This is a genomic window from Pseudomonas sp. (genome assembly GCF_030150285.1).
Lineage (GTDB): Bacteria > Pseudomonadota > Gammaproteobacteria > Pseudomonadales > Pseudomonadaceae > Aquipseudomonas.
Genome location: NZ_JASLGE010000071.1, coordinates 45,032 through 61,937 on the forward strand (window position 1 = coordinate 45,032; position 16,906 = coordinate 61,937).

The 16,906-nt window shown below is 58.7% G+C and carries 15 protein-coding genes; 7 read left to right on the plus strand and 8 right to left on the minus strand.

Annotated features, from left to right (window positions below; translation table 11 throughout):
- Nucleotides 1–28 precede the first annotated feature (28 nt).
- From Q1W15_RS16230 to Q1W15_RS16260, 7 genes are all read right to left on the minus strand, one after another.
- Nucleotides 29–1,009 carry a FecR family protein gene (locus Q1W15_RS16230; protein WP_300730201.1) on the minus strand — a complete coding sequence of 327 codons (981 nt, stop codon included), beginning with the start codon at nt 1,007–1,009 and terminating at the stop codon, nt 29–31.
- On the minus strand, nt 1,009–1,527 hold the full coding sequence (locus Q1W15_RS16235) for a sigma-70 family RNA polymerase sigma factor (protein ID WP_300730202.1): 519 nt from the start codon (nt 1,525–1,527) through the stop codon (nt 1,009–1,011). Before Q1W15_RS16235 ends, Q1W15_RS16230 begins: the two co-directional genes overlap by 1 nt.
- Before the next feature lie 235 nt (nt 1,528–1,762).
- A complete protein-coding gene (locus Q1W15_RS16240; protein WP_300730203.1) occupies nt 1,763–2,497 on the minus strand; it encodes a phosphoadenylyl-sulfate reductase in 735 nt (244 codons plus the stop codon).
- 69 nt (nt 2,498–2,566) lie between these two features.
- Nucleotides 2,567–3,910: an aminodeoxychorismate synthase component I gene (gene pabB, locus Q1W15_RS16245; RefSeq protein ID WP_300730204.1), complete on the minus strand. Its 1,344-nt coding sequence runs from the start codon at nt 3,908–3,910 to the stop codon at nt 2,567–2,569.
- 159 nt (nt 3,911–4,069) lie between these two features.
- On the minus strand, nt 4,070–5,053 hold the full coding sequence (locus tag Q1W15_RS16250) for an alpha-L-glutamate ligase-like protein (RefSeq protein ID WP_300730205.1): 984 nt from the start codon (nt 5,051–5,053) through the stop codon (nt 4,070–4,072).
- Nucleotides 5,053–6,585 carry an inactive transglutaminase family protein gene (locus Q1W15_RS16255; RefSeq protein ID WP_300730206.1) on the minus strand — a complete coding sequence of 511 codons (1,533 nt, stop codon included), beginning with the start codon at nt 6,583–6,585 and terminating at the stop codon, nt 5,053–5,055. Before Q1W15_RS16255 ends, Q1W15_RS16250 begins: the two co-directional genes overlap by 1 nt.
- Nucleotides 6,586–6,590: 5 nt before the next feature.
- A complete protein-coding gene (locus Q1W15_RS16260; protein ID WP_300730207.1) occupies nt 6,591–7,127 on the minus strand; it encodes an ATP-dependent zinc protease in 537 nt (178 codons plus the stop codon).
- A gap of 279 nt (nt 7,128–7,406) precedes the next feature.
- On the opposite strand from Q1W15_RS16260, the gene Q1W15_RS16265 reads away from it, so the two are divergent.
- The 5 genes from Q1W15_RS16265 to prpF all read left to right on the plus strand — a co-directional run bounded on the left by Q1W15_RS16265 (nt 7,407) and on the right by prpF (nt 14,235).
- The gene (locus Q1W15_RS16265) at nt 7,407–8,129 is read left to right on the plus strand and encodes a GntR family transcriptional regulator (protein ID WP_300730228.1); all 723 of its coding nucleotides are present in this window, start codon (nt 7,407–7,409) and stop codon (nt 8,127–8,129) included.
- A complete protein-coding gene (prpB, locus tag Q1W15_RS16270) occupies nt 8,126–9,013 on the plus strand; it encodes a methylisocitrate lyase (protein WP_300730208.1) in 888 nt (295 codons plus the stop codon). The genes Q1W15_RS16265 and prpB overlap by 4 nt, the downstream gene beginning before the upstream one ends.
- 101 nt (nt 9,014–9,114) lie before the next feature.
- On the plus strand, nt 9,115–10,242 hold the full coding sequence (gene prpC, locus Q1W15_RS16275; RefSeq protein WP_300730209.1) for a 2-methylcitrate synthase: 1,128 nt from the start codon (nt 9,115–9,117) through the stop codon (nt 10,240–10,242).
- A gap of 111 nt (nt 10,243–10,353) precedes the next feature.
- Nucleotides 10,354–12,945, plus strand: a complete 2,592-nt coding sequence (acnD, locus tag Q1W15_RS16280; protein WP_300730210.1) for a Fe/S-dependent 2-methylisocitrate dehydratase AcnD — start codon at nt 10,354–10,356, stop codon at nt 12,943–12,945.
- Between the two features lie 99 nt (nt 12,946–13,044).
- Nucleotides 13,045–14,235, plus strand: a complete 1,191-nt coding sequence (prpF, locus tag Q1W15_RS16285; RefSeq protein ID WP_300730211.1) for a 2-methylaconitate cis-trans isomerase PrpF — start codon at nt 13,045–13,047, stop codon at nt 14,233–14,235.
- A gap of 70 nt (nt 14,236–14,305) precedes the next feature.
- Here prpF and pyk read toward each other — a convergent pair whose 3' ends face one another.
- Nucleotides 14,306–15,757, minus strand: coding sequence for a pyruvate kinase (gene pyk, locus Q1W15_RS16290; RefSeq protein WP_300730212.1), 1,452 nt, complete (start codon nt 15,755–15,757; stop codon nt 14,306–14,308).
- A 204-nt stretch (nt 15,758–15,961) separates the two neighbouring features.
- Between pyk and Q1W15_RS16295 the strand changes: the two genes are divergently transcribed.
- Together Q1W15_RS16295 and Q1W15_RS16300 are read left to right on the plus strand one after the other, a co-directional pair.
- On the plus strand, nt 15,962–16,336 hold the full coding sequence (locus tag Q1W15_RS16295; RefSeq protein ID WP_300730213.1) for a tetratricopeptide repeat protein: 375 nt from the start codon (nt 15,962–15,964) through the stop codon (nt 16,334–16,336).
- Between the two features lie 184 nt (nt 16,337–16,520).
- On the plus strand, nt 16,521–16,880 hold the full coding sequence (locus Q1W15_RS16300) for a PilZ domain-containing protein (protein WP_300730214.1): 360 nt from the start codon (nt 16,521–16,523) through the stop codon (nt 16,878–16,880).
- Nucleotides 16,881–16,906 lie beyond the last annotated feature (26 nt).

Consider the following 16,906-nt stretch of genomic DNA (forward strand, 5'->3'; position numbering starts at 1 on the left):
CTGGAAAAAGCGGAACCAATGCGAATAATTATTTTTCAGCAGGCGGTGCGGTGCTGATCACGATCAGCCAAGGGGTAAAGCGTTTGATGTTCAGCGGCAGGGTTTCGGCGATGAGTTGCAGGGCGCGGTCGGTATCGTCCAGCGGCAGTACCGCTGAGACCTGCAAGTGAGCCAGGGCTGCGGGGTCGAACTGGATATAGCCACGACGATGGCGGGAAATTTCATCGAGTACATGGGGCAGGGGTTGGTTATCGACCACCAGTTGATGGTGCTTCCAGGCCTCATTCACTCCGGCGGGGTCGACGGTGCCCGCCCGTTCAACGGTGTTTTGGGTAATCATTGCGCGGGAGCCGGCATCGACTTCCAGCGTGTGCTGCTCGTCCGCACTTTGGGCCGCAACCCGTGACTGCAACATGCTGAGTACGGTGACGTCCTGTTCGCGTTTCACTACAAAACGGGTGCCCAGCGCCCGCATGCTGCCCTGCTCTGTCTGCACGACAAAGGGGCGAGCGCTGTCGTGCGCCACGTCGACCAGCACTTCGCCCTGCAGGAGTTCGATGCGCCGCTGTTGATCATCAAAATGCACATTGACCGCGCTGGTGCCGCTGAGGGTAATGCTTGAATCGTCGGCCAGGCGTAATGTTTTCCAGTCGTTGGGGCCTGTGCTGATATCAGCCATCAGGTACTGCGGGTAATGGCTTTGCAGGAACAGTGCGGAGGGTAAGGCCACAGCGCAAGCGATTGCCAGCGCACGCAAGGCCTGTTTGTGGCGAGGGCTTTTTCGTGTGCTAAAAGCGGCATTCAGCGCCGCTTTGGCAGGTGCCGCTTGCCCGCGCAAGGCTTGCAGACGGCCAATCGCTTCTTGCATGCGTATGGCTGCGGCAGCGTGCTGCGGGGTTTGCTGTTTCCAGTGTTCGAATTCAAGGCGAACGGCTTCGCTGAAGCCTTCTTCATGCAGGCGAAGCATCCATTCGGCGGCTTGTTCGTCAATGCTGCGCGGTGTAGGCATTAGGTGTCCAGGCTGTGGCTGCAATGCAATAAAGCCTGAATCAGGTACTTGCGCACGGTGCGATCGCTAAGTCCCAACTGCCGAGCGATTTCAGCCTGGGCCGTGCCGTCCAGGTAATACAGCACAAAGGCTTGGCGTACCTTTTCCGGCATGCCTTCCAGCATAAACGCAATCTGTTCGAGGGCTTCAAGGGTTGTCAGGATTTGCTCGGGCGACTGGAAGCTCTCCAAGGCTTCGGCAGTCAGCGCCAGCTCCTGCAAGTAGGCGTTTTCGATTTTCTTGCGTCGCACTTGATCGATGAGCAAGCGGCGCGCAGTGGTGCTCAAAAAAGCGCGGGGTTCGCGCAGGGTCGCCACCGATTCGCGGGCATTAAGGATTCGCGCAAACGTGTCCTGCGCCAGATCGGCCGCGTTGTGTGTGCACCCCAGTTTTCGCCGCAACCAGCCATGCAACCAGCCGTGATGCTCGCTGTAGAGTTCAGTAATCGTGGACTGAAAGGCGGGTTCAGCTGTAGACATTAGCCGTAACTCAAATGTTATTGAGAATTATTGCTAATTCTGTACGCAAGTACTGGGTAAACGCAAGGTGGCAGGTGAACGGCTACGCGCTTTTGACCTGGTTTTTGATCTAAAAAGAAGGGCCGATCACGGCGTAAGGCCTGTAGGAGCGAGCTTGCTCGCGATCTTTCGTTTTAAAGATCAAAAGATCACGAGCAAGCTCGTTCCTACAAGCTCGCTCCTGCAAAAGGCGAGCTTAGTGTTTGGCGATCAAGTTGCCGGCATGCAGCCCGCATTCTTTTTGCGTGGCTTCTTCCCACCACCAGCGGCCTTCGCGCTCGTGCTGGTTAGGCAGCACCGGGCGGGTGCACGGTTCGCAACCGATGCTGATAAAACCGCGTTCATGCAAGCTGTTGTAAGGCAGTTCGAGCATGCGGATGTAACCCCAGACTTCTTCGCTGGTCATTTGCGACAACGGGTTGAATTTGTACAGCGGGCGTTCGGGGGTGGAGAACGCTGCGTCGACTTCCAGGGCCGCTACCTGGCTGCGGGTGCCGGGGCTCTGGTCACGGCGTTGGCCGGTCGCCCATGCCTTGACGGTCGACAGTTTGCGTCGCAGCGGTTCAATTTTGCGCACGCTACAGCATTCGCCGTGCCCGTCCTTATAGAAGCTGAACAGGCCCTTTTCCTTCACGAACGGCTCGAGTCGCGTGTGGTCCGGGGAGATCAGTTCGATCTGGATGTTGTAATGCTCGCGCACCTGATCAATAAAACGATACGTTTCAGGGTGCAGGCGCCCGGTGTCGAGGCTGAACACTTTGACGTTTTTGTTAAGTTTCCAGGCCATGTCCACCAGCACGACATCTTCGGCACCGCTGAATGAAATCCAGAGTTCATCGCCAAAGTGTTCAAAGGCAAGTTTGAGAATGTCCTGCGGGGATTTGCTGGCGTATGTCGCGGCGAGTTCGGCGACGTCGAACGGGTGGCTCATCAGGCGGCTTCCTACAGTGAATGGCGCTGGGCGCTCTCTAGTGGGCGGGATGTTAGCAAAAACCGCGGGCTACAGGGTTCGCAGCGTGTCGAGCAGCACTTTCACTTTGGTAATGGATTCCTGATATTCGTCTTGCCAGTCAGAGTCGGCCACGATGCCGCCGCCGCCCCAGCACGTGATGCGCCGGTCTTTGACCAGCAGGCTGCGAATGGCAATGGAACTGTCCATTTCGCCGCGAACGTCGAGGTATAGCAGCGAACCGCAGTAAATGCTGCGGCGCGTGGGTTCGAGCTCGTCGATGATCTGCATGGCGCGGATCTTCGGCGCGCCGGTAATTGAGCCTCCAGGAAAGCTATCGCCGATCAAGTCCAGGGCGTCTTTGCCGGGAGCCAATTCGCCGGTGACACTGCTGACCAAATGATGAACATTGGGGTAGCTTTCCAGGGTAAACAGCTCGGGTACCCGGACTGAACCGGTGCGGCAGGTGCGCCCCAGGTCATTTCGCAGCAAGTCCACGATCATCAGGTTTTCGGCGCGATCCTTGGCACTGGCTAGCAGTTCGGCGGCATTCGCCGCATCTTCGCCAGCCGTTTTGCCGCGTGGGCGGGTGCCTTTGATCGGGCGGGTTTCGACCTGCCGATGGCTGACGCGCACAAAGCGTTCGGGTGACAGGCTTAAAATGGCGTTGTCATGCGGCAAGTGCATAAACCCGGAAAAGGGTGTGGGGCACGCGGCACGTAACGCGCAGTAAGCGGACCAGGCATCGCCTTCGCATTCGGCGCTAAAGCGCTGTGTGTAATTGACCTGATAACAGTCGCCCGCCTGAATGTACTGGTGAATGCGGTTCAGCGCCTGCTCGTAACGGTTGGCACTGATGTCGGGTTGCATCGGCTGTTTCAGGTGAAAGGCGGTGTTCACGCACGGCTGTGGCTGGCTGAATAACTGAACCAGGCGTTCACGTTCGCCCGCTGACAGAGCTGGGTGAAATACCAGTTGCGAGGTGGCGAGCCGGTGATCGCTGACCAATGCCCAGGCATATAGCCCGAGCCGGGCTGCAGGCAGTTGAATATCGTCTTCTGACAGGGCTGGCAGGTGTTCGAGTGTGCGGCCGAAGTCGTAGCTCAAGTAGCCGATCAGGCCGCCGGCAAATGGCAGTTCGAGACCCTCCGGGAGCGTTGCTTTGCCCAGTTGCTGGAGGCTATCGCGCAAGCGCTGCAAAAATGCGCGGCCCGGTTCATCCGGTTGCACTGCCAGTGTCTGCTTTGGCCACGCGCTCATGATGTCGTAGCGCCCGCGGTCGGCAGCGGGGCGGCCGCTGTCCAGCAGCACAGCACCAGGCGCATGACGTATCTGCGCAAAGTAATCGGCGGGGTTGGCGAAGTAAGGCAGGGGATGTACAGAACAGGTCAACATGCGAAGCCAGTCAGCCAGTGGGGCGGGGTGCAGATTGTAGTCTTGTGTAGGACAGCAACGCTAATGCTGTCGTAATTGCCGAAGGCTGTGCCCGTGTACCCAATACGGCGCTGGCACACAGGGCATGGCCTTCGGTGTTGTCATGAGGTTCAGGGCGAATCAGGTGTCCTGGTGGATATGCCCGAACAGCTCTTGGGCAAAGCGCACCCGTTCTTCGGCGGTTTCCTTGATGCCCTTGGCGGCGAGCGCTTCAAGGTGGGCTTCCACCGCGTGAGTGCGCAAGGTCAGGCCGCAGTCGTTGGCGATCTGGATGTTCAGCCCCGGGCGGGCGTTGAGTTCCAGAATCAGCGGGCCTTTGTCCTGGTCGAGCACCATGTCGACACCGATGTAACCCAGCCCGCACAACTCATAGCAGCCCGCGGCCAACTTCATAAAGCCGTCCCAATTGGGCAACTGCACGCCGTCCACCGCATTGGTGGTGTCGGGGTGCTTGCTAATGATGTTGTTCAGCCACGTACCGCGCAGGGTCAGGCCGGTTGCCAAGTCAACGCCGACACCAATCGCGCCTTGGTGCAGGTTGGCTTTGCCCCCGGATTGACGGGTGGGCAGGCGCAGCATGGCCATTACCGGGTAGCCCATCAGCACGATAATGCGGATATCCGGCACACCTTCGTAGCTGATGCTTTTGAAGATCTGATCGGGTGTGACCCGGTATTCGATCAGCGCCCGGTCACGGTGGCCGCCCAAGGAGTACAGGCCGGTGAGGATGCTGGAGATCTGATGTTCGATTTCTTCGTGGCTGATGATCTTGCCCGACACCGTGCGATAGCGGTCTTCGAAACGGTCGGCAATCACCAGGATGCCGTCGCCGCCCGCACCTTGTGCGGGTTTGATCACGAAGTCGCTGCGGCCGCCGATGATCTCATCAAGCTTGTCGATTTCCTTCTCGGTGGAAATGACGCCGTACATTTCCGGCACATCGATGCCGGCTTGAATCGCCCGTTCCTTGGTGATGATCTTGTCATCCACGATCGGGTACAGGCTGCGTTTGTTGTACTTGAGTACGTAGTCCGCATTACGCCGATTGATGCCCATGATGCCCCTGGCTTCCAGGGCCTTCCAGGTCTTCCAGAAGCCAAACATCAGGAGTCAGCCTTCAAAAAGGCTTTGAAGCGGATCAGTTCGGTCAGGCGGTACCCGCGATAGCGACCCATGGCCAGCATGAAACCTACCAGAACCAACAGCACGGCCGGGAACGTAAACACGAAGTACACCAGTTCCGGGATGCTCATCACCAGGTAGGCCAACGTGGCGGCAAACAGGGTGCCTATGGCGACTTTCATCGCATGCCCGGCCCCTCGCTCCTCCCAGGTGATGGACAGGCGCTCGATGGTCATGGTCAGAATCACCATCGGGAACAAGGCCACCGAGAGCCCACGGTCAAGGCCCAGTTTGTGGCTGAACAGGCTGATGGCGGCGATGAGTATCACCACGAAGGTCAGCACCACGGACAGCCGCGGCAGCATCTGCAGCTTCAGATGCTCCAGATAAGACCGCAGCATTAACCCGAGCGCCGTGATTACCGTAAACAGGATGATGCCGAAGCCCAGTTGGGTTTCGCGGAACGCCAGCGCAATCAGTACCGGGGTGAATGTGCCCAGCGTTTGCAGGCCGATCAGGTTGCGCAGCACCAGAATTACCAGTACGCCAATCGGGATCATCACCATGATCATGAAGGTTTGCTGGGTTTGCAGCGGCAAGCCGTAGAGCGAGTATTCCAGGAAATTGGCGTCGGTGTTCTCGTCCGTCAGCTTGGCCAGGCGGATGGCATTCATCTCGCTGTTGTTCAGGCTGAACGTCACATTGGCTTTTTTACCGCCATCGACCGTGACCATGGGTTCATCGCCGATCCACCACAGCAGGCGATCCTCCGGCAGGCCTTGTGCACCGCTTTCCGGGTTGAAGTACAGCCAGTCGTTGCCGTTAAAGCTGCGCAGCCACAGTTCCGGGCTTTGTGGCTGATCGGCCTCCAGGCGGATGGTGTGGACGCGTTCCATCGGTACGTGGGCAATCGACAGCAGCAGCTCAATGACCTGCGCCTTGTGGGCCGTCGAGGGGTCGCCTGCCAGCAGCAATTTCACGTTGTCATCATTGGGGTTGTTTACCCGCTTGATGGTTTCGCTGATAAAGGTTTCAACGTCAGCCGAGTGCTGACGAATAGGCGCAAGCAATGCTTCAGCGGCGATTTTCTCAGGGCCTTCTACCGCGATGCTGTCGCGGAAAACCGGGCCTTTAACCTTGGTTTTGTCGCCCGAGTAGCGCTTGGTCAACACCAGGCGGTAGTACAGGGTTTGCTTGCCGCTGACGCGGCGCGCGGACCAGGTCACCTTGCGGTTGCCATCCACCCGGTTGACGCTCACCCCATAGTTATTGGAGATGAAGCTTTCGTTCAGGCTGACGTAGTCGCGGTTGAGCGGCGGGACGAACATCTGGATCTTGACCGGATCCTTGGAGTTGGCAACGAACTCGACCTTGGCATCAATGTTCCACAGGTCGTCGGTGGCGTCTTCGGTCACCGGAATACCGATAACAAAAATCTGATACGCGGTAATTGAAAGGCCCAATGCCACCAGCACGGTGATCAAGATTTTCAGATGAAGGGTTAGCGCACGCATTTCAATTACTCTGCGGTTTTAGCGTTGGCGACGCAGGCAGGTTTGCCAGCAGCGTATTTAAGACTGGGGTCGACCAGCGCATCAAAGCGTTTCAACGCTTCGGAGCCGATCAACAGCGGGTATTGGAACGCACTTCTATCAGTCAAGTTCACTTCTATTGTTCGTAAAGCTTTGCCCATGCAAATTTCCAGAGAAATGACCGGCCGCGAGGTGTAATTTTTGTCGGCCTGAGGGTCGTAATCGCCGGAGCGGCGCTTGATTTTACTCACGCGGGCCAGCGGGCGCTCGATGGGGTGCGAGTGGGCATCATCAATGGCCAGGTAGAAGCGCACCCAACTTTCGCCGTCCCGCTTGAAGCGTTTGATATCGCGGGCGCTCAGTGAGGCGGTTTTGGCCCCAGTGTCGAGTTTGGCCGCTACTTGCAGGTCGATACCTGTCAGTTCAGCGTATTCATTGAGGCCATAAACAGTCTTCTCGGCACCTAAGCTCAAGCCGGGCAAGCCCAGTAGGCAGAGAAGGGTAAAGAGGGGCAAACATTTCATAAATCGAGGCACGTCTCTTGCAAACTTCAGTTCAAGGCGACTGGCAGGGGTGCAAGTTTCCTCGTGCGGCTGCCCGGTGAACAGGGCAGGGCGGATGCGGTCGGCATTCTAACATGATGGTTTTATGGCGCCAGCGTTGCGGCGGTTTTGCCCGGCTTGTTGGTGTGTCGATTAAACCAAGGTCTAATCGGTAGATTGTCGACAATGTATATTTATCCTTTGACTGCAACGGCTTAAATGGCTAGTTTTGACACCATTGATTTCAAAGGTGTCGACAATATGCTGCAAGCCCTGGCCCCCGACGTGTTCACCCCGGACGACTCCGAAACCCTTTCCGAGAACGTGTTCCGGCGCATTCAGGCGGCCATTGTCAAGGGCGAGATCGCCCCTGGCAGCAAGATCTCCGAACCTGAATTGGCCCGCACCTACGGCATCAGCCGTGGCCCGCTACGCGAAGCCATTCACCGTCTTGAAGGCCAGCGTTTGCTGGTGCGGGTCCCGCATGTCGGGGCGCGGGTGGTGTCCTTGAGCCACGCCGAGCTGATCGAACTCTATGAAATTCGCGAGTCCCTTGAAGGCATGGCTTGCCGCTTGGCCGCCGAGCGCATGAGTGACGAGGACATTGCCGAACTGCGCCGTGTGCTCGAAACCCATGAGCGCGATGAGGCCTTTCAGGCCGGGGTCGGGTACTACCAGCAAGAAGGCGACTTCGATTTTCACTACAAGATTATCCAGGGCAGCGGTAATCGCACGCTGACTCAAATGCTCTGCGGCGAGCTGTACCAATTGGTGCGCATGTACCGCATCCAGTTTTCCGCCACCCCCAACCGCCCGCATCAGGCGTTTGCCGAGCATCACCGCATTCTCGATGCCATTGCCGATCGCGACGGCGAACTGGCCGAGTTACTGATGCGCCGACATATCGGCGCTTCGAAACGCAATATCGCGCGTCATTACCAAGACAGCGCCCAGCAGACAGCCACTCCACGAGGTGAGTCATGAGCAATAAGAACAGTCCAGGTCAGCGTTTCCGTGATGCAGTCGCCAGTGAACATCCCTTGCAAGTGGTCGGTGCGATCAACGCCAACCATGCGCTGTTGGCCCAGCGTGCCGGCTTCAAGGCCATTTACCTGTCGGGTGGCGGTGTGGCGGCGGGCTCTTTGGGCGTGCCGGACCTGGGCATTACCGGCCTGGATGACGTGCTGACCGATGTTCGCCGCATTACCGATGTGTGCGACTTGCCTTTGCTGGTCGATGTGGACACCGGTTTTGGCTCCTCGTTTTTCAACGTGTCGCGCACCGTCAAATCGATGATCAAATTCGGCGCGGCCGCCATTCATATCGAAGACCAGGTAGGTGCCAAGCGCTGCGGCCACCGCCCGAACAAGGAAATTGTCTCGCAGCAAGAGATGATCGACCGTATCAAAGCAGCCGTTGATGCGCGCACCGATGACAGCTTTGTGATTATGGCGCGTACTGATGCATTGGCGGTGGAAGGCCTGGAATCGGCGCTGGAACGTGCGGCGGCCTGTATCGAGGCGGGCGCTGACATGGTGTTCCCCGAAGCCATCACCGAGCTTGAGATGTACAAGCTGTTCGCTGACCGCGTTAAAGCGCCGATTCTGGCCAATATCACCGAGTTTGGCGCGACCCCGCTGTACACCACCGAACAACTGGCCAGTGTTGATGTATCGCTGGTGCTTTACCCGCTGTCGGCGTTCCGTGCCATGAACAAGGCGGCCGAAAACGTGTATGGCGCCATTCGTCGCGACGGCACCCAGCAAAACGTGATCGACACCATGCAAACCCGCATGGAACTGTACGACGCTATCAACTACCACGCCTTCGAGCAGAAGCTTGATGCCGTGTTTGCCGCGAAGAAGTAACAGAACACCGTGATCCTGTAGGCGCGAGTTTGCTCGCGCCTACAGATAAGACCGAACCCGTAGTTGCCGAATCCCTAAAAAATTCAAGATTGGAGACCGCAATGGCCGAAGCAAAAGTATTGAGTGGTGCAGGTTTACGCGGCCAGGTGGCCGGGCAAACGGCCCTGTCGACCGTAGGCCAGGAAGGCGCAGGCCTTACGTACCGTGGCTATGACGTACGTGAACTGGCGGCCGATGCCCAGTTCGAAGAAGTGGCTTACCTGTTGCTGTACGGTGAGCTGCCAAGCCAAACCGAGCTGGCAGACTACACCGCCAAGCTCAAAACCCTGCGTGACTTGCCGCAAGCGCTGAAAGAAGTGCTGGAGCGCATCCCCGCCGATGCCCACCCCATGGACGTGATGCGCACCGGTTGTTCGTTCCTGGGCAACCTGGAGCCAGAGACAGACTTCTCCCAGCAACTGGACAAGACCAACCGCCTGCTGGCCGCCTTCCCGGCGATCATGTGCTATTGGTACCGCTTCAGCCACGACGGCAAACGCATCGACTGCGTAAGCGATGAAGCGTCTATTGGCGGGCACTTCCTGCACTTGCTGCACGGCAAGAAGCCGAGCGAGTTGCACGTCAAAGTGATGAACGTGTCGTTGATCCTGTATGCCGAGCACGAGTTCAACGCCTCCACCTTCACCGCCCGGGTGTGCGCATCGACCCTGTCCGACCTGTATTCGTGCATTACCGCGGCCATTGGCTCGCTGCGTGGCCCGTTGCACGGCGGTGCCAACGAAGCGGCGATGGAAATGATCGAGCGCTTTGCCTCGGCTGACGCTGCGGTTGAAGGCACCCTCGGCATGCTGGCGCGCAAGGACAAGATCATGGGCTTCGGCCACGCGATCTACAAAGACAGCGACCCGCGCAATGAAGTGATCAAGGGCTGGTCGAAGAAACTGGCCGATGAAGTGGGCGACACGGTGTTGTTCCCGGTGTCTGAAGCCATCGACCACACCATGTGGGCGCAAAAGAAACTGTTTCCCAACGCGGATTTCTACCATGCCTCTGCGTACCACTTCATGGGTATTCCGACCAAGCTGTTTACCCCGATCTTTGTGTGCTCGCGCCTGACCGGCTGGGCCGCTCACGTGTTTGAGCAGCGCAGCAACAACCGCATCATCCGTCCAAGCGCTGAATACATCGGCGTTGAGCAGCGCAAGTTCGTGTCAATCGAGCGTCGCTGATCCGCAGGGTGCCGCCCCGCCCTTTGTAGACGCGAGTTTGCTCGCGATCTGTAAGCGTCTACAGAAGACGGGGAGGCACTCTCAGCCCTAACCGTGATCGAGACCCCTGCCATGAATACTGAATTTCGCAAAACACTACCGGGCACCCGGCTGGATTATTTCGACACCCGCGCGGCGGTCGAGGCGATCCAGCCCGGTGCCTACGACACGCTGCCTTACACCTCCCGTGTGCTGGCTGAAAACCTGGTGCGGCGTTGCGACCCGGCCACCCTCACGGCCTCGTTGAGCCAAATGATCGAGCGCAAGCGCGACCTTGATTTCCCGTGGTTTCCGGCCCGCGTGGTGTGCCACGACATTCTTGGCCAGACGGCCCTGGTTGACCTCGCAGGCCTGCGTGATGCCATCGCCCTGCAAGGCGGCGACCCGGCGCAAGTCAACCCGGTAGTGCCCACCCAATTGATCGTCGACCACTCGCTGGCCGTGGAGTGCGGTGGTTATGACCCGCAGGCGTTTGAAAAGAACCGCGCCATCGAAGATCGCCGCAATGAAGACCGTTTTCACTTCATTGAGTGGACCAAAAAAGCCTTTAAAAACGTCGATGTGATCCCGCCAGGCAACGGGATCATGCACCAGATCAACCTCGAAAAAATGTCGCCGGTGATTCAAGTGCGTGACGGCGTGGCCTTTCCGGACACCTGTGTCGGCACCGACAGCCACACCCCGCACGTTGATGCGCTGGGTGTGATCGCCATTGGCGTGGGCGGCCTCGAAGCCGAAAGCGTTATGCTCGGCCGTGCTTCCTGGATGCGCCTGCCTGAAAGCGTCGGCGTGGAACTGACCGGCAAACTGCAACCGGGGATTACCGCCACCGACATGGTGCTGGCGCTGACCGAGTTTCTGCGCAAGCAAAAAGTGGTGGGTGCCTGGCTGGAGTTCTACGGCGAAGGCGCAGCGGCGCTGACCTTGGGCGACCGTGCCACCATTTCCAACATGGCCCCGGAATACGGTGCGACGGCGGCGATGTTCTACATCGACCAGCAAACCATCGACTACCTCAAGCTGACTGGCCGTGAAGACCAGCAAGTGCAACTGGTCGAACAGTACGCCAAGGTCACCGGCCTGTGGGCCGACAGCCTCAAGGGTGCGCAGTACGAGCGCAACCTGAGCTTTGACTTGTCATCGGTGGTGCGCAACATGGCCGGCCCGAGCAACCCGCACGCCCGGGTTGCCACCAGCGACCTGGCGAGCAAGGGCATTGCCGGTCAGTGGGACGACGTGCCGGGGCAAATGCCAGATGGCGCGGTGATCATCGCGGCCATTACCAGTTGCACCAACACCAGCAACCCGCGCAACGTGATTGCCGCCGGGCTTATCGCCCGCAATGCCAACCGGCTGGGCCTGGCCCGCAAGCCGTGGGTCAAGTCATCGCTGGCACCGGGCTCCAAAACCGTGGCGCTGTACCTGGACGAAGCGGGCCTTACCGACGAGCTGGAGCAACTGGGTTTTGGTGTCGTGGCCTTTGCCTGCACCACCTGCAACGGCATGTCCGGTGCGTTGGACCCGGTGATTCAGCAAGAAATCATCGACCGTGATCTGTACGCCACCGCCGTGCTGTCGGGTAACCGCAATTTTGACGGGCGGATTCACCCTTACGCCAAGCAGGCGTTTTTGGCCTCGCCGCCGTTGGTGGTGGCCTACGCCATTGCCGGAACCATCCGTTTTGACATTGAAAAAGACGTGTTGGGGCTGGACGCCAACGGCAATGAAATTCGCCTGAAAGATATCTGGCCGAGCGACGAAGAAATCGACGCCGTGGTCAAGGCTTCGGTCAAGCCCGAGCAGTTCCGCAAGGTCTATATCCCGATGTTTGCCATTCACGAAGACACCGGCCCGAAAGTCGAGCCGTTGTACGACTGGCGCCCGCAGAGCACCTACATTCGTCGCCCGCCCTACTGGGAAGGGGCATTGGCCGGGGCTCGCCCGCTTAAAGGCATGCGCCCGCTGGCCGTGCTGCCGGACAACATCACAACCGACCACTTGTCGCCGTCCAACGCCATCATGCTCGACAGTGCGGCCGGCGAATACCTGGCGAAAATGGGTTTGCCGGAAGTGGACTTCAACTCTTACGCCACGCACCGTGGCGACCACCTGACCGCCCAGCGCGCGACCTTTGCCAACCCCAAGCTGTTCAACGAAATGGTGATCGAGGACGGCAAGGTCAAGCAGGGCTCGCTGACCCGTCTGGAGCCGGAAGGCACCGTTATGCGCATGTGGGAAGCGATTGAAACCTACATGGATCGCAAGCAGCCGCTGATCATTATTGCCGGTGCCGATTATGGTCAGGGCTCGTCCCGCGACTGGGCGGCCAAGGGCGTGCGCCTGGCGGGGGTTGAAGCCATTGCCGCCGAAGGGTTTGAGCGTATTCACCGCACGAACCTGGTGGGCATGGGCGTGTTGCCGCTGGAATTTATGCCGGGCACTAACCGCAAAACCCTGCAGATTGACGGCAGTGAAACCTACGATGTGATCGGTGAGCGCACCCCGCGTGCCACGCTGACCCTGGTCATCACCCGCAAAAACGGTGAGCGTGTTGAAGTGCCGGTAACGTGCCGTTTGGACACCGCTGAAGAAGTGTCGATTTATGAAGCGGGCGGCGTGCTTCAGCGCTTTGCCCAGGACTTCCTGGAATCGGCAACCGCTTAACCATCCCCCATGTAGGAGCGAGCCTGCTCGCGATCTTTTAAAAGATCAAAAGATCGCGAGCAAGCTCGCTCCTACAGGGGAAATGACAGGATTCTATTCATGGCTTATGCAGCGCAAATCAAAATCCCCGCGACGTATATGCGCGGCGGCACCAGCAAAGGAGTGTTTTTCAGCCTGCTCGATTTGCCGGCGGTGGCGCAGGTGCCGGGCGCGGCCCGTGATGCTTTGCTGTTGCGGGTGATAGGCAGCCCCGATCCCTACGAAAAGCAAATCGATGGCATGGGCGCAGCCACTTCCAGCACCAGCAAGACCGTGATCGTCAGCAAAAGCCTGCGTGCTGATCACGATGTCGATTACCTGTTCGGTCAGGTGTCTATCGACAAGCCGTTTGTGGACTGGAGCGGCAATTGCGGCAACCTCTCGGCGGCCGTGGGTTCGTTCGCTCTCAGCAGTGGCCTGGTGGATGCATCGCGCATTCCGCAAAACGGCACCGCTGTGGTGCGCATCTGGCAGGCCAATATCGGTAAAACGATTATTGCCCATGTGCCGATCACCCACGGTGCGGTGCAGGAAACCGGTGACTTTGAGCTCGATGGCGTGACCTTCCCGGCCGCCGAAGTGCAGCTTGAGTTCCTTGACCCTGCCGCCGACGAAGAGGGCGCAGGTGGCTCGATGTTTCCCACGGGCAACCTGGTCGATGAACTGCACGTGCCGGGTGTTGGCACACTCAACGTGACCCTGATCAATGCCGGGATTCCGACGATCTTCGTCAACGCCCGTGACATCGGTTACACCGGCACCGAGCTGCAGCAAGACATCAACAGCGACCCCAAGGCACTGGCGATGTTTGAAACCATTCGTGCTCACGGTGCATTGCGCATGGGCTTGATCAGCCATCTTGACGACGCTGCCAAGCGCCAGCACACGCCTAAAGTGGCGTTTGTCAGCGGGCCTGCGGACTACGTGTCCTCCAGCGGCAAGACGGTCAGTGCGCACACTGTGGACTTGCTGGTGCGGGCGCTGTCGATGGGCAAGTTGCACCACGCGATGATGGGCACGGCAGCGGTGGCCATTGGTACAGCGGCGGCGATTCCGGGCACGTTGGTCAACCTGGCGGCAGGCGGCGGCTTGCGCAGTGCTGTACGTTTCGGGCATCCGTCCGGCACCTTGCGTGTCGGTGCTCAAGCGCAGCAGGTTGAGGGCGACTGGACCGTCACCAAAGCCATCATGAGCCGTAGCGCACGGGTATTGATGGAAGGTTGGGTGCGGGTGCCGGGCGACTCGTTTTAAGGCCATTGGCTGAATTCGACGCATAAAAAACCCCGCATCGCTGCGGGGTTTTTGATTTTAGCCTGCAGGCTTAAACCATTTTGTCGCCGACATGCAGAATTTTCATGCCGTTGGTGCCACCGATGGTGTGGTAGCTGTCGCCCTTGGTCAGGATGACCCAGTCGCCTTTTTCAACGACACCGCGCTTGAGCAGTTCGTCGATGGCTGCCTGGCTCACTTGCTCTGGCGGCAGGGAAGCGGGGTCGAACGGTACGGTGTACACGCCACGGAACATGGCGGCACGGGCCTGGGTTTCACGGTGCGGGGAGAACGCGTAGATCGGCACCGACGAGCGGATGCGCGACATGATCAGCGGGGTGTAGCCGCTTTCAGTCAGGGCAATGATCGCTTTGACACCCGGGAAGTGGTTGGCGGTGTACATGGCCGCCAGCGCAATGCTCTGGTCGCAGCTTTCGAAGGTTTTGCCCATGCGGTGGCTGGAGGTTTTGCTGGTAGGGTGCTTTTCAGCGCCGACGCAGATACGCGCCATGGCTTGCACGGCTTCCAGCGGGTACTGGCCAGCGGCACTTTCAGCAGACAGCATCACGGCGTCGGTGTAGTCGAGAACGGCGTTGGCAACGTCGGACACTTCGGCACGGGTTGGCATCGGGTTCTGGATCATCGACTCCATCATCTGGGTCGCCACGATCACTGCCTTGTTGTGGCGGCGTGCGTGCAGGATGATTTTCTTCTGGATGCCCACCAGCTCGGCATCGCCGATTTCAACGCCCAGGTCACCACGGGCAACCATTACCGCGTCGCTGGCCTTGATCAGGCCGTCGAGGGTTTCGTCGTCAGCGACGGCTTCAGCGCGTTCAATTTTGGCCACCAGCCAGGCAGTGCCGCCGGCTTCGTCACGCAATTGACGGGCGTACTCCATGTCGGCAGCGTCACGCGGAAAGGACACGGCCAGGTAGTCGACTTCCATTTCGGCAGCCAGCTTGATGTCAGCCTTGTCTTTTTCGGTCAGGGCGGGTGCGGTCAGGCCACCGCCGCGACGGTTGATGCCTTTGTGGTCGGACAGCGGGCCGCCGATCAGGACGCTGCAGTGCAGCGCGTCTTCGGTGGCGGTGTCTACACGCATCACGACACGGCCGTCATCGAGCAACAGTTCGTCGCCCACGCCGCAGTCTTTGACCAGGTCCGGGTAGTCGATACCGACCACTTGCTGGTTGCCTTCGGTCAACGGGTGGCTGGTGGAAAAGGTGAATTGATCACCGACCTTCAGCTCGATTTTCTTGTTGGCGAATTTGGCGATACGGATTTTCGGGCCTTGCAAGTCACCCAACAGGGCGACGAAGCGCCCGTGCTTGGCGGCGATGTCACGCACCAGCTTGGCGCGAGCCTTGTGCTCATCGGGCGTGCCGTGGGAGAAGTTCAGACGGGCAACGTCCAGGCCAGCAAGGATCAGCTGTTCCAGCATTTCCGGTGAGTTGCTGGCAGGGCCAAGTGTGGCAACGATTTTGGTTCGACGAACAGACATGCAAAGACTCCTGAGTTCAAGCGCTGGCAAAGGCTACTATGGTCTTTGGCTGTAGTCATTGTTCCTCTGCACTACTTTCGACTTAAGTTGTGGTGCATCAGGCCTGTGGCGGCTAAAGCGTTCAACACCTTGACAGGCAAACAGTCCGGCAGCCTGAAGAATTCGCCGAGGGGGCCGATACAAGGCTTAAGAGAGGAGATCCCCATGCGAATGTTGTTTGTTTTACTGTTGATCAGCAGTGTGGTCGGTTGCACGCGCTGGTCGATGAACCATCATCTGAACAATGCATACCGGGCTTATGATCGCGGCAATTGTGAGGCGGTGATGCTGGAGTTGTCCGAGGTTGACCGAGACAGTCGCAGTCGCCCTTATATATGGCCGCAAACAGCTATGCTGCGCGGCCTGTGTCTGGAGCGCACGAAGTTTTACCTCGACGCCGCGCAAACCTATCAATACATCATTAATGAGTTTCCCAAGAGCGAGTATGCCTACCGGGCCAAGGCCCGCATTGAAACCCTGCGCATTCTGAAATTCATTCCAGGCCCCGGCACGGCTCAGGCATTACCGGCGACTCTTTGAAGAGGTGTGTCACGGCTGATGGCTATTTGATATTGCTGGGCTAATCTCTCCCTGTGACGGGCTGAGCGCAGAGCGGCCGGCCATTGTCGATGGCAGATAAGCGTGGGCCGCGCTACAGTCCACTGCCGGTGATGGGTGATGTTCAGCCTGGCCGGTTCAATGACCTTGCAAGGTGACAGCCACCATGTTTACAGAGCGCCGAATAGAGCGTCATCAATTGCCGTATTTCCTCAGAGTGTTCAACCGCTTCACGGACAAGCCCATCGGTTTTTTAGGCAATGTGTCTGAGGAGGGGTTAATGCTGCTCAGCCCGCTGCCACTCATGGTGGATGCGATATTTGAGTTGCGCCTGAAAATTCCGGGCCGCGACGGGAAGCTGCATCAGATAGATCTGACGGCCCAGTGCCAATGGTGCCGCGAAGATGTAACCCCCACTACCTATGATTCCGGCTTTGTCCTGCTCCAACCACCGACTGAGTATTCGGCACTGATCACCGCGTTGCATCAGTACTTCAGTTTTTACCCTTTGCAGGCTTCTGCCTGAGTCACGGGTCACTGGCCTTGCGCGGC

What these genes read in the sequence shown, in the direction of transcription:
- Q1W15_RS16230 (WP_300730201.1), bottom strand. Translation starts at nt 1,009, where the DNA reads ATGCCTACACCGCGCAGCATTGACGAACAAGCCGCCGAATGGATGCTT.
- Q1W15_RS16235 (WP_300730202.1), bottom strand. Translation starts at nt 1,527, where the DNA reads ATGTCTACAGCTGAACCCGCCTTTCAGTCCACGATTACTGAACTCTAC.
- Q1W15_RS16240 (WP_300730203.1), bottom strand. Translation starts at nt 2,497, where the DNA reads ATGAGCCACCCGTTCGACGTCGCCGAACTCGCCGCGACATACGCCAGC.
- pabB (WP_300730204.1), bottom strand. Translation starts at nt 3,910, where the DNA reads ATGTTGACCTGTTCTGTACATCCCCTGCCTTACTTCGCCAACCCCGCC.
- Q1W15_RS16250 (WP_300730205.1), bottom strand. Translation starts at nt 5,053, where the DNA reads ATGTTTGGCTTCTGGAAGACCTGGAAGGCCCTGGAAGCCAGGGGCATC.
- Q1W15_RS16255 (WP_300730206.1), bottom strand. Translation starts at nt 6,585, where the DNA reads ATGCGTGCGCTAACCCTTCATCTGAAAATCTTGATCACCGTGCTGGTG.
- Q1W15_RS16260 (WP_300730207.1), bottom strand. Translation starts at nt 7,127, where the DNA reads ATGAAATGTTTGCCCCTCTTTACCCTTCTCTGCCTACTGGGCTTGCCC.
- Q1W15_RS16265 (WP_300730228.1), top strand. Translation starts at nt 7,407, where the DNA reads ATGCTGCAAGCCCTGGCCCCCGACGTGTTCACCCCGGACGACTCCGAA.
- prpB (WP_300730208.1), top strand. Translation starts at nt 8,126, where the DNA reads ATGAGCAATAAGAACAGTCCAGGTCAGCGTTTCCGTGATGCAGTCGCC.
- prpC (WP_300730209.1), top strand. Translation starts at nt 9,115, where the DNA reads ATGGCCGAAGCAAAAGTATTGAGTGGTGCAGGTTTACGCGGCCAGGTG.
- acnD (WP_300730210.1), top strand. Translation starts at nt 10,354, where the DNA reads ATGAATACTGAATTTCGCAAAACACTACCGGGCACCCGGCTGGATTAT.
- prpF (WP_300730211.1), top strand. Translation starts at nt 13,045, where the DNA reads ATGGCTTATGCAGCGCAAATCAAAATCCCCGCGACGTATATGCGCGGC.
- pyk (WP_300730212.1), bottom strand. Translation starts at nt 15,757, where the DNA reads ATGTCTGTTCGTCGAACCAAAATCGTTGCCACACTTGGCCCTGCCAGC.
- Q1W15_RS16295 (WP_300730213.1), top strand. Translation starts at nt 15,962, where the DNA reads ATGCGAATGTTGTTTGTTTTACTGTTGATCAGCAGTGTGGTCGGTTGC.
- Q1W15_RS16300 (WP_300730214.1), top strand. Translation starts at nt 16,521, where the DNA reads ATGTTTACAGAGCGCCGAATAGAGCGTCATCAATTGCCGTATTTCCTC.